Source organism: Campylobacter concisus (genome assembly GCF_902460535.1).
GTDB classification, from domain to species: domain Bacteria; phylum Campylobacterota; class Campylobacteria; order Campylobacterales; family Campylobacteraceae; genus Campylobacter_A; species Campylobacter_A concisus_AS.
The window spans coordinates 1-24,875 of record NZ_CABPTV010000003.1 but is presented as its reverse complement, the minus strand read 5'-3'; the positions used below and the strand labels follow the sequence as shown (position 1 = coordinate 24,875).

General features: G+C 40.4%; 24 protein-coding genes and 1 pseudogene. 12 read left to right on the top strand and 13 right to left on the bottom strand.

Annotated features, from left to right (window positions below; genetic code table 11):
• Window positions 1-7 precede the first annotated feature (7 nt).
• Genes thiF through FZ945_RS03325 form a run of 4 tightly spaced genes read left to right on the top strand, consistent with a single transcriptional unit; the run spans window position 8 to window position 3,379 of the window.
• Entirely contained in the window at window positions 8-859 is an 852-nt protein-coding gene (gene thiF, locus FZ945_RS03340) for a sulfur carrier protein ThiS adenylyltransferase ThiF (protein ID WP_148802452.1), read from the top strand.
• Window positions 860-1,624, top strand: coding sequence for a thiazole synthase (locus FZ945_RS03335; protein ID WP_148802450.1), 765 nt, complete (start codon window positions 860-862; stop codon window positions 1,622-1,624).
• The gene (thiH, locus tag FZ945_RS03330; RefSeq protein ID WP_148802448.1) at window positions 1,624-2,778 is read left to right on the top strand and encodes a 2-iminoacetate synthase ThiH; all 1,155 of its coding nucleotides are present in this window, start codon (window positions 1,624-1,626) and stop codon (window positions 2,776-2,778) included. The genes FZ945_RS03335 and thiH overlap by 1 nt, the downstream gene beginning before the upstream one ends.
• Window positions 2,765-3,379 (top strand): thiamine phosphate synthase, encoded by a 615-nt coding sequence (locus tag FZ945_RS03325; RefSeq protein ID WP_262367142.1) that lies wholly within the window; start codon window positions 2,765-2,767, stop codon window positions 3,377-3,379. The genes thiH and FZ945_RS03325 overlap by 14 nt, the downstream gene beginning before the upstream one ends.
• Before the next feature lie 36 nt (window positions 3,380-3,415).
• Here the strand turns inward: FZ945_RS03325 and FZ945_RS03320 are convergent, their stop codons facing one another.
• The 11 genes from FZ945_RS03320 to FZ945_RS03270 all read right to left on the bottom strand — a co-directional run bounded on the left by FZ945_RS03320 (window position 3,416) and on the right by FZ945_RS03270 (window position 14,901).
• Window positions 3,416-3,985: a nitrogen fixation protein NifR gene (locus FZ945_RS03320; protein WP_148802444.1), complete on the bottom strand. Its 570-nt coding sequence runs from the start codon at window positions 3,983-3,985 to the stop codon at window positions 3,416-3,418.
• The gene (mog, locus tag FZ945_RS03315) at window positions 3,986-4,525 is read right to left on the bottom strand and encodes a molybdopterin adenylyltransferase (RefSeq protein WP_002940911.1); all 540 of its coding nucleotides are present in this window, start codon (window positions 4,523-4,525) and stop codon (window positions 3,986-3,988) included. It lies immediately after the preceding gene.
• A 13-nt stretch (window positions 4,526-4,538) separates the two neighbouring features.
• A complete protein-coding gene (locus FZ945_RS03310) occupies window positions 4,539-6,191 on the bottom strand; it encodes an ATP-dependent metallopeptidase FtsH/Yme1/Tma family protein (protein WP_148802442.1) in 1,653 nt (550 codons plus the stop codon).
• Window positions 6,178-7,416: a tRNA (N(6)-L-threonylcarbamoyladenosine(37)-C(2))-methylthiotransferase MtaB gene (gene mtaB / locus FZ945_RS03305; RefSeq protein ID WP_148802441.1), complete on the bottom strand. Its 1,239-nt coding sequence runs from the start codon at window positions 7,414-7,416 to the stop codon at window positions 6,178-6,180. The genes FZ945_RS03310 and mtaB overlap by 14 nt, the downstream gene beginning before the upstream one ends.
• On the bottom strand, window positions 7,416-9,005 hold the full coding sequence (locus FZ945_RS03300) for a mechanosensitive ion channel domain-containing protein (RefSeq protein ID WP_103571325.1): 1,590 nt from the start codon (window positions 9,003-9,005) through the stop codon (window positions 7,416-7,418). The genes mtaB and FZ945_RS03300 overlap by 1 nt, the downstream gene beginning before the upstream one ends.
• Entirely contained in the window at window positions 9,002-10,039 is a 1,038-nt protein-coding gene (gene aroB, locus FZ945_RS03295; protein WP_148802439.1) for a 3-dehydroquinate synthase, read from the bottom strand. Before aroB ends, FZ945_RS03300 begins: the two co-directional genes overlap by 4 nt.
• 3 nt (window positions 10,040-10,042) lie before the next feature.
• Window positions 10,043-11,461 (bottom strand): COG3400 family protein, encoded by a 1,419-nt coding sequence (locus FZ945_RS03290; protein WP_148802436.1) that lies wholly within the window; start codon window positions 11,459-11,461, stop codon window positions 10,043-10,045.
• A gap of 103 nt (window positions 11,462-11,564) precedes the next feature.
• Window positions 11,565-12,125, bottom strand: coding sequence for an ABC-type transport auxiliary lipoprotein family protein (locus FZ945_RS03285; protein ID WP_107891765.1), 561 nt, complete (start codon window positions 12,123-12,125; stop codon window positions 11,565-11,567).
• A complete protein-coding gene (locus tag FZ945_RS03280; protein ID WP_148802434.1) occupies window positions 12,122-13,057 on the bottom strand; it encodes an MlaD family protein in 936 nt (311 codons plus the stop codon). Before FZ945_RS03280 ends, FZ945_RS03285 begins: the two co-directional genes overlap by 4 nt.
• On the bottom strand, window positions 13,058-13,798 hold the full coding sequence (locus tag FZ945_RS03275) for an ABC transporter ATP-binding protein (RefSeq protein ID WP_009293777.1): 741 nt from the start codon (window positions 13,796-13,798) through the stop codon (window positions 13,058-13,060).
• Window positions 13,795-14,901, bottom strand: coding sequence for an MlaE family ABC transporter permease (locus FZ945_RS03270; protein ID WP_148802432.1), 1,107 nt, complete (start codon window positions 14,899-14,901; stop codon window positions 13,795-13,797). Before FZ945_RS03270 ends, FZ945_RS03275 begins: the two co-directional genes overlap by 4 nt.
• Window positions 14,902-14,980: 79 nt before the next feature.
• Between FZ945_RS03270 and tgt the strand changes: the two genes are divergently transcribed.
• Window positions 14,981-16,111, top strand: a complete 1,131-nt coding sequence (tgt, locus tag FZ945_RS03265) for a tRNA guanosine(34) transglycosylase Tgt (RefSeq protein ID WP_087582176.1) — start codon at window positions 14,981-14,983, stop codon at window positions 16,109-16,111.
• The gene (locus tag FZ945_RS03260) at window positions 16,101-16,799 is read left to right on the top strand and encodes a CorA family divalent cation transporter (RefSeq protein ID WP_107930596.1); all 699 of its coding nucleotides are present in this window, start codon (window positions 16,101-16,103) and stop codon (window positions 16,797-16,799) included. Before tgt ends, FZ945_RS03260 begins: the two co-directional genes overlap by 11 nt.
• 53 nt (window positions 16,800-16,852) lie before the next feature.
• Here FZ945_RS03260 and FZ945_RS03255 read toward each other — a convergent pair whose 3' ends face one another.
• Window positions 16,853-19,426 carry an ATP-dependent Clp protease ATP-binding subunit gene (locus FZ945_RS03255; RefSeq protein ID WP_012001683.1) on the bottom strand — a complete coding sequence of 858 codons (2,574 nt, stop codon included), beginning with the start codon at window positions 19,424-19,426 and terminating at the stop codon, window positions 16,853-16,855.
• Between the two features lie 252 nt (window positions 19,427-19,678).
• On the opposite strand from FZ945_RS03255, the gene FZ945_RS03250 reads away from it, so the two are divergent.
• The 6 genes from FZ945_RS03250 to FZ945_RS03225 are packed head-to-tail and all read left to right on the top strand — an operon-like array spanning window position 19,679 to window position 24,543.
• Window positions 19,679-20,953, top strand: coding sequence for a S41 family peptidase (locus FZ945_RS03250; protein ID WP_223228762.1), 1,275 nt, complete (start codon window positions 19,679-19,681; stop codon window positions 20,951-20,953).
• A 16-nt stretch (window positions 20,954-20,969) separates the two neighbouring features.
• Window positions 20,970-21,680, top strand: a complete 711-nt coding sequence (gene purC / locus FZ945_RS03245; protein WP_009293856.1) for a phosphoribosylaminoimidazolesuccinocarboxamide synthase — start codon at window positions 20,970-20,972, stop codon at window positions 21,678-21,680.
• An 8-nt stretch (window positions 21,681-21,688) separates the two neighbouring features.
• Window positions 21,689-21,925 (top strand): phosphoribosylformylglycinamidine synthase subunit PurS, encoded by a 237-nt coding sequence (purS, locus tag FZ945_RS03240; protein ID WP_148802430.1) that lies wholly within the window; start codon window positions 21,689-21,691, stop codon window positions 21,923-21,925.
• Window positions 21,922-22,587: a phosphoribosylformylglycinamidine synthase I gene (gene purQ / locus FZ945_RS03235; protein ID WP_148802428.1), complete on the top strand. Its 666-nt coding sequence runs from the start codon at window positions 21,922-21,924 to the stop codon at window positions 22,585-22,587. Before purS ends, purQ begins: the two co-directional genes overlap by 4 nt.
• Window positions 22,581-23,888, top strand: coding sequence for an SH3 domain-containing protein (locus tag FZ945_RS03230; RefSeq protein WP_148802425.1), 1,308 nt, complete (start codon window positions 22,581-22,583; stop codon window positions 23,886-23,888). The genes purQ and FZ945_RS03230 overlap by 7 nt, the downstream gene beginning before the upstream one ends.
• Window positions 23,869-24,543 carry a lysophospholipid acyltransferase family protein gene (locus FZ945_RS03225; protein ID WP_262367091.1) on the top strand — a complete coding sequence of 225 codons (675 nt, stop codon included), beginning with the start codon at window positions 23,869-23,871 and terminating at the stop codon, window positions 24,541-24,543. The genes FZ945_RS03230 and FZ945_RS03225 overlap by 20 nt, the downstream gene beginning before the upstream one ends.
• A 141-nt stretch (window positions 24,544-24,684) precedes the next feature.
• Here the strand turns inward: FZ945_RS03225 and FZ945_RS03220 are convergent.
• Window positions 24,685-24,875: pseudogene (locus FZ945_RS03220) on the bottom strand (methyl-accepting chemotaxis protein); the annotation flags it as partial.

Sequence of the window (24,875 nt, the reverse complement as noted above, 5' to 3'; positions counted from 1 at the left end):
GGAGAAAATGATAGAGATTGTATTAAACGGCGCAAAATTTAAGGTGCCAGTAAAAAGCCTTGACGAGCTAAAAGAGCTTGCTCTTGGCGATAAAGAGAGTGAAATTTATAAATTTTTAGAGAAATTTAACGCGACAAAGCCAGATATTTTTATCGTTGATGGCTTTGCTATAAAAGAAGATAGCGAGCTAAAAGATGGCTCAAACGTCGTATTTATAAGGCGTGGCGTAATGCCTGAGCGTGAAGTTTTACGCGCGATGATCGCCTCACGAAACAGCCCTGAGCTAAATTTAGCCCTAAGCAAAGCAGTAATCGGCGTGGCTGGACTTGGCGGACTTGGCTCAAATATCGCCCTAAGCCTTGCCAGAGTTGGTGTAAAAAAGCTAGTGCTTGCCGACTTTGACGTCGTTGAGCCAAGTAATCTAAACCGCCAGCAGTATTTCGTCCGCCATATCGGTATGAAAAAGACGCAGGCACTTAAAGAGCTAATAAATGACGTCAATCCCTTTGTCGAGGTCGAAACTCACGATATATTTTTAGATGAAAAAAACGTGGCTAGCGTCTTTAGTGAGTGCGAAATTTTATGCGAAGCCTTTGACAACGTCGCTGGCAAGGCGATGATATTAAACGAAGCTGGTGCTAGCCTAAAAGAAAAAAAGATCATCGGAGCTTCTGGCATGGCTGGGCACTTTAGCTCAAATCTCATAAAAACCATAAAATTTGCTAAAAATGTCTATCTTTGTGGCGACCTCACAAACGAAGCAAAGATCGGTCAAGGGCTCATGGCACCGCGCGTCGCAGTCTGCGCAAACCACCAAGCAAATTTGGCCATTAGACTACTTATGGGCTTGGAGGCGTAAGTGCAAAATGATAGTTTGATCCTTGGCGGCAAGGAGTTTCAAAGCCGCTTTATCCTTGGCTCTGGCAAGTACTCACACGAGCTCATTGACTCAGCCGTAAACGAGGCTGGAGCGCAGATTCTAACCCTTGCTCTTAGGCGCATAAACGAGAGCAAAGAGCGAAATATACTTGACTTTATCCCAAAAGGCGTGACGCTATTGCCAAACACAAGTGGCGCTAGAAACGCCAAAGAGGCCGTTCGTATCGCCCAGCTCGCACGTGAGCTTGGATGTGGCGAGCTTGTTAAGATAGAGATCATCACTGACTCTAAATTTCTCTTTCCAGACAACACTGAAACTATAAAAGCATGCGAAGCACTGGCAAATGACGGCTTTGTGCCGATGCCATATATGTTTCCTGATCTAAACGCCGCAAGAGCGATGTTAAGTGCGGGAGCTAGCTGCATAATGCCTTTAGCTGCGCCAATCGGCTCAAATCAGGGGCTAGTTTTTAAAGATATCATTGAGATTTTGATAAACGAGCTTGATACGCAGATCATAGTTGATGCTGGCATTGGCAGGCCATCACAAGCGTGCGAAGCTATGGAGATGGGAGCAGCTGCGATCATGGCAAACACAGCCATCGCCTCATCTAAAAATATCCCGCTCATGGCAAGAGCCTTCAAAGAGGCTATCATCGCTGGTCGCAACGCCTATCTAGCAGGCCTTGGCGCAAAGAGCAAAAGCGCAAATGCCTCATCTCCACTCACTGGATTTTTAGACTGATGAAATTTACTAGAACCGACCACATGCGGCTACTGCCTCACATGCAGGATGTTGGCAGCGACATTATGGATGAGATTTTAAAAGAGCGAGCGAATTACAAGCCTGAAATTTACACCGAGGCTGACGTAAAAGCAGCTATTAATGCAAAGCACTGCTCGCTTGAAAATTTAAAAGCCCTACTCTCGCCTGCAGCAGCGCCATTTTTAGAGCAAATAGCCCAGCTCGCTCAGGCAAAAACAAGGGCAAATTTTGGCTCAAATATAACTCTTTTTACCCCACTTTACATAGCAAACTACTGCGATAATCTCTGCGTTTATTGCGGTTTTAATGCCAACAATAAAATAAAAAGAGCAAAGCTAAGCGACGAGGAGATCACAAGAGAGCTAAGAGAAATTTCAAAGAGCGGCTTGGAAGAAATTTTGATCCTAACTGGCGAGAGCGAGACCAACTCAAGTGTCGCCTACATCGCAAATGCCTGCGCTTTAGCAAAGAAATTTTTTAAAGTCGTTGGGGTTGAAATTTACCCATTAAATTCAGACGGCTACGCCCTGCTTCACAAAAGTGGCGCAGACTACGTGACCGTCTTTCAAGAGACCTACAATCCCACAAAATACGAGAAGATCCACCTTGGTGGCAACAAAAGAATCTTTCCATACCGCCTAAATGCGCAGGAGCGAGCGCTTCTTGGGGGTATGAGAGGGGTTGGTTTTGCGGCACTTCTTGGCATAGATGACTTTAGACTTGACGCCTTTGCGACCGCACTGCACGCAAGCTTGGTTCAAAAAAAGTATCCGCACGCCGAGATCGCATTTTCATGCCCAAGACTTCGCCCTATCATTAACAACGACCGCATCAATCCGCGTGACGTGGGCGAGCGCGAGCTTTTGCAAGTGATCTGCGCTTATAGAATTTTCATGCCAACAGCTAGCATAACGATCTCAACTAGAGAAAAAGCTAAATTTCGCGATAACACCGTAAAGATCGCCGCAAATAAGATAAGCGCTGGCGTAAAAGTGAGCATCGGCGCTCACGGCGAAGAGAAAAAGGGCGACGAGCAGTTTGAGATAAGCGACGACAGAAGTGTGGATGAGATCAAGGCTATGATAAAAGCAAACGGCCTAGAGCCACTAATGAGCGAGTATGTCTATGTTTAGAATTCTCTGCGTGGCTGACTTTGAAAGCTATGAGGGCGATGACTTTTTAAAGAGAATTCAGTTACTTTGCAAGGCTGGCGTGGATGAAATTTTGCTTCGTGCAAAGGGGCTAAGCGAGGCTCAATTTTACGATCTTGCTAGGGTTGTGGCTCAAATTTGTGAAAACTACCGCAAGAAATTTATCATTAATCAATTTTTTGACGTAGCTTGCAAGCTAAAGAGTGACTTTTGGCTCACTTCAGCACAGCTTGATTTTTTTAAAAATCACGCCGTTTTTTTAGATGAATTTAGACAAACGGCTAAAATTTACGCCCCAGCTCACGACCTAGAGCAGGCTAAAATTTCAGCCTCTATCGCTGACGTGCTCGTTGCTTCTCATATATTTGCTACCTCTTGCAAGGCGGGTTTGGAGCCAAAAGGGCTAAATTTTATAAGCGAGCTAATAGGCTTAGACAAAGAAATTTACGCACTTGGCGGACTAGACAACCAAAACTACAAAGAGGCCATAAAAGCTGGCGCAAGTGGCATTTGCTTTATGAATCTTGCAATGAACGGCGATCTGGAGCTTATAAAAAAGATAATAGATAGCAAAAACGGCTAAATTTAGTATAAATTACACAAAATAATACGTAAAATTTTACTCATTTTTGCTAGCGATATATGTTTTTATATCAAATATAAGTAGCGTCACAAGCGATGGCAGCATATAGGAGTTTAGCACTAAAAGCAGCGACTTTGTCAAATTTGACTTTATTAAAGTCTCTATGTCAAGGCTGTTGTTGTAGTTTAAAAAATATAGCAAGGCAAACTCGCTAACAAGAACTATGCGAAAGACCTTTAGCAAGATGTCATTTCCCAGTCTTGCAAATTTATCATCGACCACAAGCGACAAAGTGATCCAGCCAAGCAGCCAAATTGCGCAGGCTAAAGCATAAATAGTAATGCTTTCATCAAATTTTTCAAGTAGTAAAAATACCAAGGGTTGTAAAAATACAAGGCTAGCGATAAACCAAAGAAGTGAGCTAAAGGCTAGCAGACAAACACAGCCAAAGATAGAAATGGCAGAGATAAAGCCAAAAACCTCTAACTCAAAATAATATGCTAGCGCATAGGATAAAAAAGAAAAAACAAGCCAAATTTTAATAACAAGTCGCCACCTATTTGCAAAGGCAGTGGCTTTTAAATTTAGGCTATCTTTCAAACCCATTTACGAAATTTTCTTTTGTTTAGGGCGGAAAACTTTCATCACGTTTTCATCGGTCTCGATAAATGCACCCTCGATCAGGTCTATGCAGTATGGCACCGCTGGAAATACAGGCTCCAAGCACTCTTTTATCGCCTTTGGCTGACCTGGTAAATTTATGATGAGCGCGTGGCCTCTGATGCCTGCTGTTTGGCGTGATAGGATCGCTGTTGGGACGTATTGCAAACTCGCAGCTCTCATTAGCTCGCCAAAGCCTGGCATCATCTTCTCGCAAACTGCCTCAGTAGCCTCTGGCGTGACGTCTCTCACTGCTGGTCCAGTGCCGCCAGTCGTTAGTACAAGGTCGCATCCTAGCACGTCTATCATGTGCACGAGTCTCTCTTTTATGAGATCAAGCTCATCTGGGATCACCTCGTAAAAATACTCTCTCTCGCTTACTATCCAACCATCAAGCACCTCTTTGATCGCTGGGCCTGATTTGTCCTCGTATGTGCCCTCACTTGCGCGATCTGACATAGTCAGAATTCCTATTTTTGCTTTCATTTTTTCTCCTTTATTAGTAGTTTTCATTTAAAATTTTAGCAAGCGTCTCTTTATCTACGCTTTCATAAGCAAGCAGATACGAGCTTATCCTTGCGATTTGCTCGTTTGTGCCCTTTAAAAAGGACATTATCTCATCTTTTGCTTGTTTTAAAATTTCTTCCACATCATTTGGATTTGGCACGAAAGAATTTCCCATGCCGTATTCATAAACCATCTTTGAGGCGATCTCTTTTGCTAAATTTAGATCGTTACTTGAGTTTGAAAAGATATCGTTCTCATCTATCTCAAGCTTGCACATGCCAGAGATTAAAACCTTTATGCGTGAGAGCATCTGAGACTTTGACTCGATCTCTTGCTCAGTCGCCATAAAGCGGTCTTCTATGAGCGAAATTTTTTCAAATTTCACGTCAAACCAGTAAGCACTTAGCGCCTTTGCGCCTTGATAAATGGCTTGAATTTTCTTCTCGCTCTCGCTGTAGCTTAGCACCTTTTTCTTGCCGAGCAAGACCTTGTTTAAAACAGCCTCAAAGTCTCTCATCCTAAGCACGCTTTCGCCGTTTCTTAGGGCATTTATCGCTGCTTCATTTACAAGCGTGCTAAGTGCCGCACCAGAAAAGCCAACGCTCATCCTAGCGATATCCTCGGCTGACACTTCACAGTTTTTATCTCTTAGATATGTATTTAGGATCGCCACCCTGTCGTTATAATCAGGCATTGATAAAAATATACGCCTATCAAAGCGCCCTGATCTAAGTAGCGCCTCGTCGATCATCTCGATCCTATTTGTAGCAGCTATCACTATAACACCTGAGTTATCCTCAAAGCCGTCCATCTCGGTTAGCAGCTGATTAAGCGTGGCTTCTCGCTCGTCGTTTCTAGTGCCACCCCTGCTCTTGCCAACGGCGTCTATCTCGTCGATAAAGATGATTGATGGTGCGTAGGATTTGGCTCTGCTAAAGAGCTCTCTAACTCTTTTTGCGCCCATGCCGACGTAAATTTGCACAAAGCTTGCGCCATTTTGGTAAAAAAACGGCACATTTGCCTCGCCAGCGACTGCCTTTGCCACAAGCGTCTTACCAACGCCTGGAGGGCCGATCATTAGCACACCTTTTGGCATTTTGATACCAAAATTTCTATATTTTTGCGGATTTTTAAGAAAATCAACTATCTCGCTAAGCTCGCTTTTGACCTCGCTAATGCCCGCTACATCGCTAAATCTCACGTTTGAGATGACTGGCATCGCATTTTGATTTAGCACGCTTTCTATCTCAAAAGCGCCGTCCTTTTTGTTTAAAAGGCTCTCCTCTTTTTTCTTGATAGCCCTAAAAATATAGGCATACCAAAGCACAAGGCAAACAAAGATGATGCTTCCCCAGACCATGCCTGGCGTGATATACTGCACGCTTCGCTCGACTGGGACCTTTTTGATGAGCTCTTTTATGTCTATGCCCTCTTTTATGATGGCAAAGCGGTTATTTTGCGCATAGAGGATGACCTCATCTTCGTCGATGACCGCTTTATCGATGAAATTTCCATCCATTAGTTGCATATATTGCGAGTAGGTGATGTTTCGTGGCTCTTTGCTCACAGCAAAAAGTAGCGCTATTATCAGAGCCATAGCGGCTATTATCAGGATGTTTTTTTTGTTAAATTTAAATTTTTGCATAATTGGCATCTGGCTTAATTTCATATTCGCTTACCTCCAACCACTCTTTTGTTATATCATTTTGACTAGAAATTTTAGCTTTGTTGTAAAACTGATCAAAGCCCTCGTAAAAGTCGCCGTTTCTTTGCTCGACTAAAATTTTTAAAGTCTCATTGTGTTTTTTTCTAAAATTTTCATTATTTTGCAAGGCAATGCCTTGTAAAACTTTCAGCCTTGCCTTTGCCACGTCCCCACTAACGTCGCTCTTTAGCGTCGCTGAGTGCGTATCGCGCCTAGGCGAATAGACAAAAGCGTGCAGATGTGTGATAGGAAATTTCTTAAAATTTTCCACCGCTTCTGCCCAAATTTCTTCACTCTCACCTGGATGACCCACGATATAGTCAGTCCCCAAAGCAAAGCCAAGGGAGCTTAGCTCATTAAAAAGCTCTAAGTCGCTAAATGCGTTGTTTCGCCTGCGCATGATCTTTAGCATCGCCTCGCTTGTGTGCTGAAGTGCGATGTGAAGATGGCGCTCCAGCCACTCCTCTTTTAAAATTTCTCTAAAGCTCTCATCTATCTGGCTTGGCTCGATACTGCCAAGTCTTATGCGTCTGATGCCTGAAATTTTGCCTAAATTTGCTAGCAATTTGCCAAGAGAGCTATTTGTATCTTTGCCGTAACTGCCTATGTTTGTGCCAGTTAGAACGAGCTCATTATAGCCATTTTGAGCTAAAATTCTAGCTTCTTTTAATATCATCGCCTCGTCCATGCTTCTAGCTTTGCCACGCACTGATGGGATGATGCAGTAGCTGCAGTTAAAGTTGCAGCCTTCTTGAATTTTTATAAAGGCCTTTGTGTGGTTTTCGTAGTTTGTGACGATGTTTTTATCGACTGAGTTTAAATTTCCAAGCTCAAAAAATGGCTTTTCTTGTTTTAAAAGCTCGTTTATGTCGCTCTTTTTACTAGCTCCTAGCACTCCGTAAATTCCGCTTGCAAACAGCTCCTTGCCCTTACTAACCGCCCCACATCCTGTTAGTATGACCTTTGCCCCACGTCTTTTTACGCCGTTTATATAGTTTCTGACGCCGCTATCAGCCGAGTTTGTCACGGTGCATGAGTTTATCACGACAATATCAGCGACCTCTTCGTCGTTTGTGATCTCGTAGTCTTTGATGTAGCTCTTTAAAAGCTCGGTATCATAGATGTTTGTGCGGCATCCAAATGTCTTAAAAAATATCTTTTGCATTAGATATTTTCGCCCTCTTGCTCAGCGTGAGCTACATGATCGCTTGGCGTTTCTTTCTTGCCTATAAACATAGTTTGCGTTGGGTAAGCTATCTTTATATCATCGTGAGCCAAAAATGCCTCGATTATCTCAGCACTTATTGTGCTTCTTAGAGCGAGCGTGGCGTATGAGTTAGACATATACCAGCATGAGATATTGATGCCATAAGGCTCAAAAAATGTATAAATTCTTGGCTCTACATTTGGATTTTTGATGCTGTACTGGCTTCTTAGCTTGTTCATCTGACGTTTTGCGATGTCTGTATAGCCTTTTGAATATTTTTTTACTATATTTTTTGCTAGATAGGCTGCCTTTTTGTGATTGCTATCAAAGCTTATCACGACATCTATGCCGTCCCAAACGGTCTTCATGCCGTAATGCGAGTAGTTTGCGATGAGGTCTGTAAAGATGTAGTTATTTGGCACAAAGATGATCCTACCTGCACGGCGGTTTGTCTTATAAGTTGAGTAGCTAACGTCTTCAAAAACGGTTAGGCGAAGCAGTGAAATGTCTATCACATCGCCCACAAATTCGCTCCCGTCGTGATAGACCCTGACGCGGTCTCCCACGTGGATCGTGCCACCAAACATGATAACCATCCAGCCAAGCATACTCATAAACATATCTTTCATCGCGATGGCGATACCAGCTGAGGCAAAACCTAGCACGGTGACTAGATACGTGACGTTTTCGATGTATGAAAAGAGTAGGATTATGATGATAACTGTGATGTTTAGCACGTTTAGAAATTTATTGACCGTGTAAAATCTCTCATTATCCGTGATCGTTCTTTTAACGATAAATTTAGCGATAAATGTTAGTCCGATCGTTAGAAGTATGACGATGGCTGTGTAGCCCATGCTTAAAAACTGAGCCTTGATGTCAGAGGTCGTCAAATTTATCGCTTCATCAGCCCTTTTTTCATAGACGCTATAAGTGGTATCAGCGATCTGTTTTGCCGCTTTGAAGTCGCCTATCTCTTGTTTTGCAAGGTTTAGACTTGCTCTATTTTGCTCGCTATCATCTATTAAATTTAGTCTATTTAGCAAATTTTCTTTTGCTTCAAGCTTTTCAAGCAAAGTGTCAAGCTCTTTGATGTGCCTTTGGTATTCGATCTTGTCGCTTCTTATCTTTTTGATATATGAAAAGCCAGATATTAGCGCAACTGGGCTATTTATCCTAGGTGGCGTCTCCATTTCTGGGGCTGCTAGCATATTTGAAAATGGCGTTTTCTCATACTCTTTTAACAAATTTATCTGCTCTTTTAGAGTTTGACTTCTCTTTATGAGATCGCCACCTCTTTTTGAGCCTTTATCAAGCTTTTTAAGCTCATTTTCATTTTGCTCTAGCTCATCAAGAAGCTTTTGATAGGTGTTGTAGTTGGCGTATCTTGTGATCCAGATGTTGTTTTTTAGGGAGTTATCTAGGTTTGAAATTTCTTTTATAAGCTCGCTATTTTGTAAATTTTGTGAGACATTTTGCTCAAGTGTAGCATTTTCTTCAGCATAAAGTGTAAAGCAAAAAAGTAGAAAAACTAGGATCTTTTTCATTTAAATTCTCTCAAAGTTTCTAAAACGTCCTCTTTTTTGACGTCATTTTTGATAATCGCACTGCCGATTTTATCTGCGATGATGAAATTTATCTTATCACCTTTTGTCTTTTTATCCATAAAAAACGCCTCGTAAAATGCATATTCATTTTCTATTTTATAGCATACAGGCAGATCAAATTTTACTAATACCTGCTTGATCTCCTCTGCCTGCGCCTCGCTCATGAGACCCAGTCTAACACTTAGGTGATTTGCCATATTCATACCTATCGCCACCGCTTCGCCGTGTAAAAATTCTTTGTAGTTTGTCTCATTTTCGATGACGTGAGCAAAGGTGTGTCCGTAGTTTAGGATGGCTCTTAGACCCTTTTCTTTCTCGTCTTGCTCGACCACCCTAGCCTTTAAATTTATCGACTTTTCAACTAGTTTTTCCAAGTTTTCATCGTCTAAATTTACGCTCTTTAGCCAGCTAAACATCTCTTTATCAAAGGTTATCGCCATTTTCAAGGCTTCAGCCACGCCAGCTGCAAATTCTCTCTTTGGCAATGTTTTTAAGAAATTTATCTCGCAAAAAACTGCCTTTGGCTGATAAAATGAGCCTATTAAATTTTTACCAAATTTGTTATTTACCCCAGTTTTTCCGCCCACACTAGCATCGACTTGTGCTAGAAGCGTGGTTGGGATATTAATGAAGCTTATCCCTCTTTCATATATGCTTGCCGCAAAGCCAGTCATATCGCTGATGACGCCACCGCCAAGAGCTATGAGCGTAGATGAGCGGTCAAATTTACTAACAAAAAGCTGCTCCAAAATTTGCCCTATCGTCTCAAGGTTTTTATACTCTTCGCCATCTGGCACGCTAATGATAAATTTCTCATCACACTTTAAAACGCTAAGTAGTTTTTCAAGGTGAAGCCCAGCTACTTTGGCATTTGTGACGATGCCAACCTTGCCTTTTAGCTCCAACTTCTCAAGCTCATTTATATAAATTTTATAGCTTGAGCCCTTTTCCTTAAGGTTTAAATTTATCTGCATTTTCTACTCACTTACTGGCACAAAAAGCTGTGCGTTTTGGCTTAGTTTTTTATAAAGTCTATTTAAATTTGTCGATAAAAAGGCAAACGCGTCGCCCTTTGCCACGCTCTTGCTAAACATCACAAAATGAAGCAGATCATTTGTGCCTTTTAGCTTCACTAGCGGGTTTTTGAGGCTGTGATTTTCTATCTTTATGCGCTTTGAAAAGAGCGTGCTAATGCTCTCAAAGTGCTCTTTTAGCGCCTCATCGTCGCTATGCTTGTTATCAAAATAGTAAAATCTCATCTCCAAATCAAGCTGCGCGCAGCAGTCTGTGATGATGGCTGATTGATTTTCGACCTCTTGGCTTTGATCGCCAAGTATCACGCCCTCTTTTACCTTTGAGAGCAAAATTTTACCCGTTTTTAGCACTGGGATTTTAAGCTCATAAAATAGCTTTTGAAATTTAAAAAAGTATCTATCATCGCTTATGATTAGTCCGATGTCGTGTTTTAAAACGTCATCTTTTATCGATTTATTGTCGCTATTAAAATAATCCATCAAAACAAGGATATTTTTCTCTTTTATCGCCTTTAGCGTCTCTAAATTTTCGCCTAAAGTTGGGTTTATCACCCTAAAGATAAGACGTTTGTTATTTAGCTTTGAATGCACATATAGGCTATCTTTTATGAGCTTACTAACGCGCTCTTTGCTCATTGATCTCATATCGATTAAAGTGTAGATGTTGCTACCAAATGGACTTGGAAACTGCCCGCTTTCGCGTTTTATCGAACGATAAACATTTTGAAGCACGTTTGGATCGCCAACGATTAGCAAGATGTCGCTTGGCTGTATCATCAAATTTGGCTTTGGCAAGATGATCTCAGCACCTCTGTAAATGAGCGCTATCCGCCATCTTTTTTGAGCGATCGAGCTTACATGGCGATACATATATGAGCTGCCAATAGGCACCTTAACCTCCATGATCTCGCCCTCGCTAAAGCCGATATTATCAGCATATACAGGCATGTCTGGCAGATAGTCCATGAGCCTTGAAGCTGCGATATCTCTTATATCAACCACGCTTAGGTGCTTATCGCTTGCAAAGGTCTCCTTGCACTTTTCATCTAGCTCCCATGAGTTCATAAAAATGGTCTCAGTCTTTGTGCTGATCTGTCTTAAATTTTCATAAACAGCAACCGCCTCTTTTTCATTGTCGCTTACGATACAAAACTGGCTAAAATAGCCGTCGCTTATGCTCTTTAGCTTTGAAAGGCTTGTTGGGTCAAACTGATAAAATGTAAAATTTTCGTAATTTACCTTTTGGCTGTGATCTTCGTTTGAAACAACGATGTAGTGGTGTAAATTTGACTTTGCTCCAAGAAGTCTGCTTAAAAAATTTCTAGCAAAAGTTCCATCTGCGATTATTAAAATTTTTTTCATTAATTCTCCGTATTTTAAAGCCACATTATAACAAAAGGTCTTTAAAATAAGCTATTTTTGGCTGTAAATTTAAGCTTTCACAGCCAAAAAATTTAAGAAAATTTTAGTAGATTATTTCAGAGATTAAAGTATCGATAGCTAAATTTGCAGCCTTATTTATCGTCTCAAAAATGGTGCTCGAGCTTGGATCTGGGCAGAAAATTTCTTTTGTTATCATGCCTGATTTTAGCGAGGTGTTTGCGTTAAATAGCTCATAAGCTAGCGAAACTTCGGCTTTGTCGCCTCTTATTTGAAGTGAGATGATGCTAACTTTTAGCCTAAGATCCTTTGCATTTGGCGAAAATATCGGCTTTGCAGCGCAGTTTGAGTATAGTCCTTTTACGAGTGATTTATAGACCATTTCACTTGGCTCAGAGACAAATTTAGCATCGCTCAGGTATCTTATCTTGTTATTTTCAGCGACGATTAGTATCTTTCTGGTATCGACCATATCAAGGGCGCTCACGTTTTCTATGAAGACATTTTTTAGCTCTTTTTGCTTGTTTTCAGCCGAGCACTCCTTGTTTGAGTAGTGTATCTCATACATCGTGGCTTGTGGTACGTCGGTCTTTAGCGAGCAGCCAAGAAACAAAAATGCAGCCGCTAGAAAGATTAAATTTCTCATTTTTTGTCCTTTTTATCTGTATTTGGCACTGGATTTGTGAAGAAAAACTCATAAGGATTGTCCTCAAGTCTTTGAAGCGCACCCCTAAACTCACGAAGCGTCTTGTCAAATCCATTGAAAAACTCGCTAGCCTCTCTAAGCAGCGGTGAGATGGTGTTTCTAAGGTCATACTCGCCGTTTTTTACCTTTTGAGTGAGGATATCTTGAAGCGAGCTATATCCAGTGACGGCTGAATTTGCTGACTTGAAAACCGAATTTGCGCTTGCGATTAGCGTGTTTAAATTTTTAGCAAGCTCTTTTGTGTCGGTTTTGTTTAAACTATCGGTGAAATTTTTTACATTTTTAACGATGCTATCAACCTCGCTTAGACCATTTTCATCGGTTAAAACCTGTGTAAATTTATCGATATTTCTTAGGATTGACTCGATGTGAGAGATATTTTCAGCCGAGAAAAATCCATCAACCTTATCAAGGGTTTGATTTATCTTAAAAGTGATGTTTTCTGCGTTGTTTCCGAGCTTTGAAAAGAGGCTCTCCTTAAGATGCAAGACAGGCTTTTGACCTGACTCAAAGTCCTTTGTACCTCGGCTTATATTGATACTAGCCACGCCACTAATAGCCTGAACTTCGATGCTTGCCACGCTATCAGCCTTGATAGGCAGATCCTCTCTTATCTTCATAGTTATATTTATAAGAGCGTTTTTATCATCGACAAAATTTATATCACTAACACTTCCTGCTGGCACGCCGATAAATTTAACCGTAGAATCAACCTTTAGCCCGCTTGGCAGCTCGCTTGTGTGAATGTAATACTCTTTAAAATCAACCTTTGTGTTATTTTTGCTAGTCATCCACCATATAAATATGGCAAACGCTGTAAGGCAGGCTATGAAAAACATGCCGACAATGGTATAAGAATTTCTATTTTCCATCTACTTTTTCCTCATTTTAAATAGCTCTTCAAGCGGGTTATTTTCAAGATGCTCAAGCTCTTTTATATCTCCCTCAAAGGCTATCTTTTTGTTATCTATTATCAAAAATCTATCCAAAATATCAAAAATACTATCCGCATCATGCGTCACCATGACGACAGTTACACCGATGCTATCACGAAGCTCTTTTATGAGCGCGTCCATCTGGCGTGAGCTAACAGGATCAAGGCCGCTGTTTGGCTCATCTAAAAATAGCACCCTAGGACTTAGCACCAAGGCTCTTGCAAGCGCAGCTCTTTTTTTCATACCGCCACTTAGCTCGCTTGGATAGAGCATTGAAACCTCTTTTTTAAGCCCCACCTTTTGTATCCAAAACATCGCTATCTCATCGATCTGGCGCTTATTAAATTTAGAGTACTCGTGAAGCAAAACACCCACGTTATCAAGGATCGTCATCGAGCTATAAAGCGCTCCAAACTGAAACATCGTCCCACTTTTTAGCTTTATCTCTTGCTGTTCTTGTTGGCTACTTTTCCACATATTGACGCCATCAAAAAATATATCTCCCTTGCTTGGCTTTTTTAGATATATCATCGTCTTCATAAGCGTCGTTTTACCAGCGCCACTACCGCCTAAAAAGCCGTAAATTTCAGCCTCTTTGACGCTCCAGCTCACATTATCGTGCATTATCTTATCGCCATAACTTGTCGTTATGTTTTTTCCAACTATTATCTCGTTCATATCTTTAGCCACATAAAAATTATCGCGAAAAATGCATCAAGCGCAATGACCCAAAATATCGCATTTACAACGCTAACGGTTGTCATCGCTCCAAGGCTTTGGGCGTTTTGACTCACGCCAAATCCTCTCATGCAACCAATGATCGCTATCACCGCGCCAAAAAACGGAGCCTTTATCATGCCAACAGCAAAGTGCCTAAGCTCGACCATCTCGCGAAATCTATTGAGATAGTCGCTAAAGCTGATATCAAGAATAGTTTGACAAATAATCATCTGCCCTAAAATGCTTATGCTATCAGCTATAAAGATGATGACAGGCACGCAAAGCACCATGGCGATGATGCGTGGCAGCACCAAGAAGTTAAATGGCTCAAAACCCATCGTCTTCATCGCGTCTATCTCCTCGGTTAGCTTCATAGCGCCAATTTGCGCGGTAAAGCTAGAGGCCGATCTACCCGCCACGACGATAGCAGCGATGAGCGGGGCAACCTCTCTAAGCGTTAGCATGCCCATGATCTCTACTATAAATATACTTGCCCCAAAGCTTGCAAGCATCGCACTGCCAAGATAAGCAAGCACGACGCCTATCAAAAAAGCGGTGAGCGAGACGATGAAAACGGCATTTACGCCACCATCTTTTATGTAGTTGCTAAATTCTCTAAACCTTAAATTTGCAGGATTAAATAAAATCCTCACGCTCTTTATCAAAAACTCGCCCAAAAACGAGCCAAACTCAAGTAAATTTACAAATCCCTCACAAATTTTCTCACCAAGGCGCGAGAAAAAATTTAGGCTATTGTGCGGTGGCATATAGTTAAAGTCGATCTTCTCGTCATTTAAAAGATCACTCATCGCCTTTATCTTCTCATCATTTGTGATGATCTCAAATTTCTTGCCATTTAGCGTGTTTTTTAAAAGGATCAAAACAGCGTAATCAATGCTCCTTAGCTCGCTAAAGTCAAATTTAACATTGCCGTTAAGCTTTTGGATTTTTTTAAAAATGCTTTGTAAATTTTTTGCGTCTTTGTAGCTAAACTCACCTGCAAATTTTATGGTCGCAGTGCCGTTTGCTTCGGTAAAAACGATATCATTTCTCTTTTGCAAAAAGTTCCTTTGCCTTAAAATTTCTGGATTATATTATAAATTTTGTTAAAATAAAAAATCAAAAAATTTAAGGACTTAGATGAAATTTGAAGTTATAAAAAAAGATGGCAACGCAAGGCGCGGCGTACTCACCACAGCCCACAGCGTGATACAAACACCAGTTTTCATGCCAGTTGGCACTGTTGGCGCAGTTAAAAGCCTAGACGCCTTTGATATGAGTGAAATTTTAGACGCAAAGATAATTTTAGCAAACACCTACCACATGTATCTGCGCCCTGGCAGCAAGGTCGTGCGTGAGTTTGGCGGACTTCATGGCTTTTCTAAATTTGATCGCTCGTTTTTAACTGATAGCGGCGGATTTCAGGCATTTTCGCTTAGGTCAAACACCAAAAACGACGATGGCGGGATAAAATTTAAAAGCCACATCGACGGCAGCACGCACTACTTCACTCCAAGGTCCGTCCTTGATACGCAGTATGAGCTTGGCAGCGACATAATGATGATACTTGATGATCTAGTCGCCTTGCCAGCTGAGCCAAAAAGGATAGATCTCAGCATAAAGCGAACGATAAAATGGGCAAAAGAGGCGATTGATTATCACAAATTTATGCAAAGCAAGGGCGTTGGCTTGCAGCAAAATATCTTTGGCATAGTCCAAGGTGGCACCGACTATGAGGCGCGTAAATTTTGCGCTGAAGCCTTAAATCAGATGCCATTTGACGGCCTTGCCATAGGTGGGCTAAGCGTTGGCGAGAGCAACGAGGCGATGTATGACACGGTTGAGGCGGTTATGCCATTTATGGATGAGCTTAGACCTCGCTATCTAATGGGCGTTGGCACACCAGAGGACCTAGTCGAAAATGTCGAACGCGGCGTCGATATGTTTGACTGCGTCATGCCAACTAGAAACGCAAGAAACGGCACGCTCTTTACTAGCTTTGGCAAGATAAATATAAAATCAGCCAAATTTATAAACGACCACGCGCCGATAGACCCAGCTTGCCAGTGCTACACCTGCAAGCGCTACTCCAGAGGCTATCTAAACCACCTTTTTAAGGCTAGAGAGCTCACATTTTTTAGACTAGCAAGCCTTCACAACCTGCACTACTATCTAAATTTAATGAAAGAGATGAGAGAGGCGATAGAGGTCGGCGAATTTGCTAAATTTAAGCGAAATTTCTACGCAAAAAGGAGCGCAGATGAGCTATAAAAGCGCACTTTGTGGATATTTTTATGGAGATGCATTTGACTACATCACGCTCATCTCATCATCGCAAAAGCAAGTTTTTAAATTTTTATTCAAAGATGGCAAAATTTACAAAGAAGATCTTGAGCATGAATGTGACAAAAGCGCGTTTGAAGCAGCTATTAAGGGGATTTGTAACGAATATGCAAATAAAATTTTAGAGCACCAAGACGAGCTAAATGAGTATGAGAAAATTTATGCTAGTCAAAAAAATTTTGAGAAATTTATAAAAAGACACCACTTTTTAAAGTATGAGATCAGAAAATTTCAAAATAGCATTTCGCACTTTTATGAAGCACTTGCAATATGTCAAAGTGAGCAGCAAGGGCTAAAAAAAGAGCTTAAAAACAGCATCCATGAAGCAAGTGTCTTTAAAACAATAGCTAACGAATATGCTTGCAGGGTCGAAGACATCTATACATTTATACAAAGCGCTAAAAACGACAAGATAAATAAAAACATCTACCTCTTGACGCTCATTTCGGCTCTATTTTTGCCGCTAAATTTCATCACTGGCTTTTTTGGTATGAATACAAATGGCATGTTTTTAAGCTCATTTAAAGATGGTACGTTGATAGTTTTTGCCTTTGTAGCGATGCTTTGCGTGCTGTTTTTTATATTTTATTACAGATCAAATAAGGATATTAGTTAAATTATTTATAGTAGGCTTGGCAAGTTGATCCAACCTGCCAAGTAAATTTGAAGTTATTTTTTCTTAATGATAATCTTCTCACCGTCGCTATCAATGGTGATCTCATCGCCACTTTCAAGCTCATCTTTTAAGATCATATCAGCGATCTTATCTTCAACTAGCTCATAAAGTGCTCTTCTAAGAGGTCTTGCACCATAAACTATGTCAAAGCCAGCTTTTGCGATAAATTTCTTAGCCTCTTCGCTTAAAACTGCCTTGATGCCGCGGTTGTGAAGAGTTTTTTCAAGCTCTTTAAACATGATCTCAACGATAGAAATAAGCCCTTGCTCGTTTAGAGGATTAAAGATGATAGTATCATCTAGCCTATTTAAAAACTCAGGCTTAAAGTAGTTTTTAAGCTCGTTTTTAACAGCCACGTCACGGTCTTCACCCTTTAGCTCCATAATGAAATTTGAAGCGATGTTTGAAGTTAAAATAATGATCGTGTTTTTAAAATCAACCGTTACGCCTTTGTTATCAGTCGCGCGTCCATCATCAAGTATGCCCAAAAGTATGTTAAATACGTCTTTGTGAGCCTTTTCAACCTCGTCAAAAAGTATGACTGAGTAAGGCCTTCTGCGAACTGCTTCTGTTAGCTGACCGCCCTCATCGTAGCCTACATATCCTGGAGGCGCACCAAGAAGCCTGCTCACGCTATGTTTTTCCATATATTCGCTCATGTCAAAGCGGATAAGCGCCTTCTCATCGTCAAACAAGAACTTAGCCAAAGCCTTAGCTGACTGAGTTTTACCAACGCCTGTTGGTCCAAGAAATAAAAATGAACCAATCGGCCTTTGACCCTCATTTAGACCAGCCTTATTTCTCTTAACAGCACGTGCAAGTGCGTGTAGTGCGTCATCTTGACCGACAACGCTCTCTCTTAGATGCTCTTCGATGCGCAGATATTTCTCTTTTTCGCTTGTTAGCATCTTTTTAACTGAAATTCCAGTCCATTTGCTCAAAATTTCAGCTACAAGCTCTTCATCGACCTGATTTTTAAGAAGCACGCCCTCTTTTTTCATGTGTTCCCATTTTTCTTCAAGCTCGTGTTTGTGCTTTTTAGCGTCTGCTATTTTGCCGTATTCTATCTCGGCAGCTTTTTGAAGATCGCCATTTCTTTTTGCTATCTCGGCTTGTGATTTTAAGCTATCGATCTCTTTTGTAGCTTTTGAAATTCCGCCAAAAACAGCCTTCTCGTTTTCAAATTTAGTATCAAGCGCTAGCTTTTTCTCATTTAGATCAGCTATCTCTTTTTCGATCTCGCCAAGTCTCTCTTTATTTTTATCCGCATCCTCCATCTTTAGAGCTTCTTTTTCTACTTGAAGCGTTACGATCTCGCGTTTTATCTTTGAAAGCTCGTATGGCTCGCTCTCTATTTGCATCTTAAGCTCAGCTGCTGCCTCATCTATAAGGTCTATCGCCTTATCTGGCAAGAAGCGGTTTGCGATATATCGGTCACTTAGTCTTGCAGCGGCAACTAGCGCGCTATCTGTTATCGTGATGCCGTGGTGAACTTCAAGACGCTCTTTTATACCACGTAAAATTTGAAGTGCCTCATTTACACTTGGCTCTTTGACGTCTATTGGTTGAAAACGTCTTTGAAGTGCTGCATCTTTTTCAAAGTATTTTCTATACTCTTTTAATGTTGTCGCACCAACAGCGTGAAGCTCACCACGTGCAAGGGCTGGTTTTAGGATATTTGCAGCGTCCATTCCGCCCTCGCTCGCACCTGCTCCAACTATTGTATGAATTTCATCTATAAAAAGTATGATATTGCCAGCTTTTTTAACCTCGTCTATGACAGCTTTTAGCCTATCTTCAAACTCGCCTCTATACTTTGCTCCAGCTACGACTGCGCTCATATCAAGCGCAATAACACGCTTGTTTGCAAGGCTTGTTGGCACGTCACGAGCCACTATCTTTTGAGCTAGACCCTCAACGATGGCTGTTTTACCAACGCCTGGCTCACCAAGCAAGATAGGGTTGTTTTTGCTTTTTCTTATTAAAATTTGCATCATCCTAGTGATCTCTTCATCACGTCCGATGACTGGATCAAGCTCTTTATTTAGCGCTTTTTGCGTTAGATCGATACCAAATTTCTCTAAACTATCAAGGGTATCATCGCCAGTTTGGCTATCTATCTTTTTACCACCTCTTATGCTCTCAAGGTTCTTTTTGATCTCTAAGATATCGCAAAATTTGCTTAAAATTTGTTTGATCTCACTAAGTTCAAGAGCAGAGATGATCCATGTATCAACAGCTATGTAGCTATCGCCCATGCTTACCATTAAAGCTTTTGCATTTTCAAGCGAATTTATAAGCTCTCTTGAAACTGAAACGTTATCTTTTGTGACGTTTGAGCTGCTTGGGAGTGACGAGATCTTACTTTTTATCTCAAGCTCGACTGCGTCCTTGCTTATGTTCATCTTATTAAATACTTGATTTAAAATAGAATTACTATCAGCGAGCAAAGCCCAAAAGACGTGAAGTGGCACAACTTGTGGATTTTTGGAAAAGATCGCTAAGCTAACGCCTTTTTCGAGTGTCTCTTGCATCTGCGCTGTTAAATTTTCTGTTATGTCAGCCATTAAAGCTCCTTAAGTTATTTTATAATGGCGGCATTATATAACTTTAGTCTTATATTGTCAAGTATTTTTATAGCCTTTGTCACTCTTTTTATATAATTGCTAAAATTTGCTGTTATAAATTTGTGTTAAAAATAGACAAAAGCTAAAAATATAAGGTTAAATTTATGCTTTTTTTAGCCAAATGTTAATAAAATTGAGCCAAAAAATATAGGAGATATTTTGAACAAATTTACTAGATCTTTTGCGCTAAAAATAACAGGTGCCCTACTCATCTCAAGCGTAGCAGTAAATGCACTTTTTGCTAAAACTGAAGATGAGGCGAGTGCAAAACTTGAAGCACTTTCAAAACTTACAAAAACCATCTCAACTGTTGAAAAATACTACGTTGATGACATTAAATTTAAAGAGATAATCGACAAAGCCATCGCTGGTTTGATGCAAAATTTAGATGCTCACTCAAGCTTTTTAAATGAAAAAGCATATAAAGATATGCAGGTGCAAACAAGCGGAGAATTTGGCGGACTTGGCATAACAGTTGGCATGAAAGATAGCGCACTAACCGTTATCTCGCCTATCGAGGACACTCCAGCTGATAAAGCAGGCATAAAAGCAGGTGATATCATTTTAAGGATCGATGGCAACTCAACTATCGGCACAACGATAGATGAAGCCGTAAATAAGATGCGTGGCAAGCCAAAAACTCCGATAACAATTACGATTTTGCGAAAAGGCGAGCAAAAGCCATTTGACGTAAAGATCATAAGAGATCTTATAAAGGTTGAGTCTGTCTATGCAAAAATGATAGAAAATGAAAACATCCTTTATATACGCGTCACAAATTTTGACAAAAACGTCGTTACAAAGGTCAAAGATGCTATCAAAGAGCATCCAAAAGCAAATGGCATCATACTTGATCTTAGAAACAACCCTGGCGGTCTTTTAAATCAAGCTGTCGATCTAGTGGATCTTTTCGTAGATAATGGCATCATAGTATCTCAAAAAGGTCGTGATGCATCTGAAAATGTAGAGTATAAAGCAAGTGCTAGCAAAACCTTATCAAAACTCCCACTTGTTGTCCTTGTAAATGGCGGAAGCGCAAGTGCTAGCGAGATCGTCAGTGGCTCACTGCAAGATCACAAGCGTGCGGTGATAATTGGCGAAAACACATTTGGTAAAGGCAGCGTTCAGGTGATCTTACCAATAGACGACACTGAAGCCTTAAGACTAACCATTGCAAGATATTACTTACCAAGCGGCAGAACTATCCAAGCTGTGGGCGTCACGCCTGATGTAGTCGTGCATCCTGGCAAAGTGCCACAAAGCGATGATAGTGCATTTAGCATCAAAGAGAGCGAACTAAAAGCACACCTAAAAAGCGAGCTAAACAAGATAAATCCAACAAGCGAAGGCAATAAAACTGAAGCAAAAGATGATAAAAACATAATCACACAGAAAAAAGTCGATGAGGATATTCAGTTAAAAACAGCGATTGATACGATCAAAATTTTAAAGATAAAACAACAATAATCTAAAGGAGAACAACATGCAAAAAAGAGAGCTTATCTACGAGGGAAAAGGCAAGAAAATGTACGCCACAGACGATCCAAATCTACTTGTGGCTGAATTTAAAGACGATTTAACAGCATTTGACGCTCAAAAAAGAGGCAACGAAGCTGGCAAAGGTGCACTAAATAACAAAATCTCTACTCAGCTTTTTAAACTGCTAGAGAGCAAAGGTATCGTGACTGACCTAGTTGAAACGATCAGCGACACTGAGCAAGTGGTCAAAAAATGCGAGATCATACCTCTTGAAGTTGTTGTGAGAAATATCGCAACTGGCTCACTTAGCAAAAGGCTTGGCATAAAAGAAGGCACAGTTCTACCTTTTACACTTGTTGAGTTCTACTACAAAAATGACGATTTGCACGATCCATTAGTTACTGACGAGCACTGCATCATCATGGGTCTAGTAAAGAGCGAAAAAGATCTTCAAACTCTAAGACACACAGCAAGAGAGATCAACTCTATCTTATTTAAATTCTTTGCAGAGAGAAATTTAAAACTAGTTGATTTTAAAGTTGAATTTGGTATCGACAAAGATGGCAACATCATCTTAGCTGACGAGATAAGCCCTGATAGCTGCAGATTTTGGGATGCAACAACAAATGAAAAACTTGACAAAGATAGATTTAGACAAGACCTTGGTAGCGTAAAAGTGGCTTACGAAGAAGTTTTAAGAAGAATTCTTTCTTAAGGACAAAGATGAAAGCTGTCGTAAATATAGCATTAAGAAGCGGGGTCTTAGACCCTGCTGGTAAGGCAGTGGAGCACGCGCTAAATTCGCTTGGATTTAGCGGTGTTTCAAATGTCAGGATAGGCAAACAAATCGTTTTAGACATCGACGAGAGCGATAAAAACAAAGCAAAAGAGCAGCTAAAAGTGATGTGTGAAGAGCTTCTAACAAACACCGTCATCGAAGACTACGAGATCGTGCTATGAAAGTAGCGATCATACTTTTTCCCGGCACAAACTGCGAAGAAGACACAGCTCACGCCTTTGGGCTACTTGGCTGCCAAACGCAGATCATCTGGCACAAAGAAGATAAGATCGATGCTGATCTAGTCGTTTTGCCTGGTGGTTTTAGCTACGGCGACTACTTAAGAACGGCTGCGATAGCTAAATTTAGCCCAGCGATGCAGGCCGTAAAAGAGCATGCGAAAAAAGGCGGCTATATCCTAGGAATTTGCAATGGCTTTCAGATGCTTCTTGAGCTTGGACTTTTAAAAGGTGCAATGAGAAGAAATGAAAATTTAAATTTCGTCTCAAAATATCACCACCTAAAAGTGATCTCAAATAACAATAAATTCCTAGTAAATTTAGCCAAAGACGAAGTAGTAAACATCCCTATTGCTCATGGCGAAGGCAACTACTACACCGACGAAGAGACGTTAAAAAGCCTATATGATAATGAGCAAGTCTTGCTAAAATACTGTGGCATCAACGGTAATGAGATAAATCCAAACGGCTCAGTTGATAACATAGCTGGGATTTGCGATGAGAGCAAAAAGATCTTTGGTCTTATGCCTCACCCAGAGCGCGCTTGCGAGAAAATTTTAGGCACAGATGATGGCATGAAGATGTTAAAAGGGCTAGTTTGGTAAAACGAACACTTTTTATCGCCCTACTCGCGCTAAATTTATTTGCCGCAAACACTGATGAAGTCAGCGTTTTTGACATGATGGATGAGGCAAGAGAGGATAAATTTGTAAATAGCCAAGCATCAAAGCCGCAAGCAAAGACTCCAAGCGAAGAAGATATATCAAGAAAGCTCGTCTCTCCACGCTCTATCGCCCCACAGCCAGAGCGTATCACTCCAGAGCAGATGCGAAATATCGTCCCGACAAACGAACCAGATATCAGCGTCCCTGACAATCAAGTCTATGACAAGATCAAGATAAAAGAGCTACTTTTAAAAGCAACAAATATCCCTAAAAACGTCGTAGTAGGAGAAATTTTTAGCATTGAGATCGTGGCTGATACGCAAAGTGACCTTGAGTTTGAGTTTGAGACACAGCTTGATGAGACAAATATCAAATGGCTAAATAAGAAGAATTTTCAATGGGTAAAAGGCGATGAAAACAAATACATCGGCACTTTCTACCTTGAAACAACTAGCATTGACGCAAAGACTTTACGAGTTAGCTTGGATCTAAAAAGAAATGGTGAGAACTATCAAAACTCAAACATAAATATCTTTTTACCAAAGCTAAAAGAGCTTAGAAGTGACGAAAACTACAACCACATCGTCGCTGATAACCTTGAGGTAAAGAAATTTAAAACGACTAAATTTGATGATATAAACAACATCATGGTCGTTGAAATTTACGGCAACAATGTCGATCTAAGTGCCTTTAATATCGAAAATAAAACGATCCTAAAGCAAGGTGTAGATACGATAAACGGCGACTTTAACTCGCAAAGTGCATATTATTTTGCAGTATTTAAGCCAAACAAAAAGACGCTTGACTTTAACTACTACAACCTAAAAAAAGCTAAATTTGAGAGCTTTTCACTGCCTGTGAGCGTTGAAGAGGACGAGGTTAGCACGCAAATCGGTCTAAATCCAAAACAAAGCGAATTTAGCACCTACAAAGATATCACGATCTATTCTTTGGTCGCTATCTTTATCTTGCTAGCGATCTGGCGAAGAAAGCTAAGCTACTTCTTTGTAGCGGCCGTTTTTATCGCACTTGGAATTTATACCTACAATCCTTTTGGCAAAGCAGTGCTTAAGCCAGATGTGAGCGTCACTATCTTGCCAACTAAAAATTCAACCGTTTTTTATACATCTCGTAAAAATGAAAATGTTGAAATTTTAGACACAAAAGATGACTACTCAAAAATTTTATTTAGCGACGGCAAAATCGGCTGGGTAAGAAAGGGTGATCTTGTCAAAAATTAGAGCTTTTTTCTTTTCTATTGAATTTGTGATAAGCGTCGTTTTTGTCGTATTTTTTATGTGGCTCTTTAACTCTAAAAATAGAGCCATTAGAAAATTTTGGGGCAGATCGCAGAGATTTTTTGGCGGATATAAGCTTGAAGTGATCGGTAAATTTAGCGACGAAGCAAATATCTTGCTGATAAATCACCAAAGCATGCTTGATATCATCGCACTTGAAGAGATCCATCCTAAAAATATATGCTGGATCGCAAAGGCACAGATAGGTAAGATCCCAATCATTGGTAAAATTTTGAGCCTTCCTAAGATGATAGCAGTCGAGCGAGAAAATAAACACTCGCTAATAAAGCTTTTAAGCGAAGCAAAAGACAGAGTAGAAAATGGCCGTGTTTTAGCGATATTTCCAGAAGGCACAAGGTCTCAAACCAAAGAGCTCTTGCCATTTAAAGGTGGCGCAAAACTGCTAGTTGAAAAGCTAAATTTAAAGGTTCAGCCTATCGTGATCGTTGGAAGCGATGCGATGAAAGTGAAAGAATTTAGCTTTAAAAAGGCTGACATCAAGCTCTTTTGCCTTGATCTAGTCGATACCTCAAAACAAAACTGGCTAGAGGCGACTAGAGAGAGCATGCAAAAAGTCCTAGACGAAAATAGAAAATAAATTTAGCTTTGTAAATTTACAAAGCCCTACTCTATTATTATTTATAAATTTTTTGTTTTATATAAGAGAAATTTTTGTCTATAAATTTAAAAAGGTCCAGCTCTCGCTAGACCTAAAACATTAAATTTAAGAGATAAAAACTTAAGTTCTAAATACACTAAGTTTTGTATTTAGCGCATCTGTCATCTTATTTAGATGCTCAGCTGCAGAAGCTATCTCTTCGACACTTCTAGCATTTTCAGATGAAATTTGATTGATCTCTGAGATGCCATCCATGATCTCATTTACATTCTTGCCAGTTGCGATATAGTCTTGCATAGTCTTATCAGACA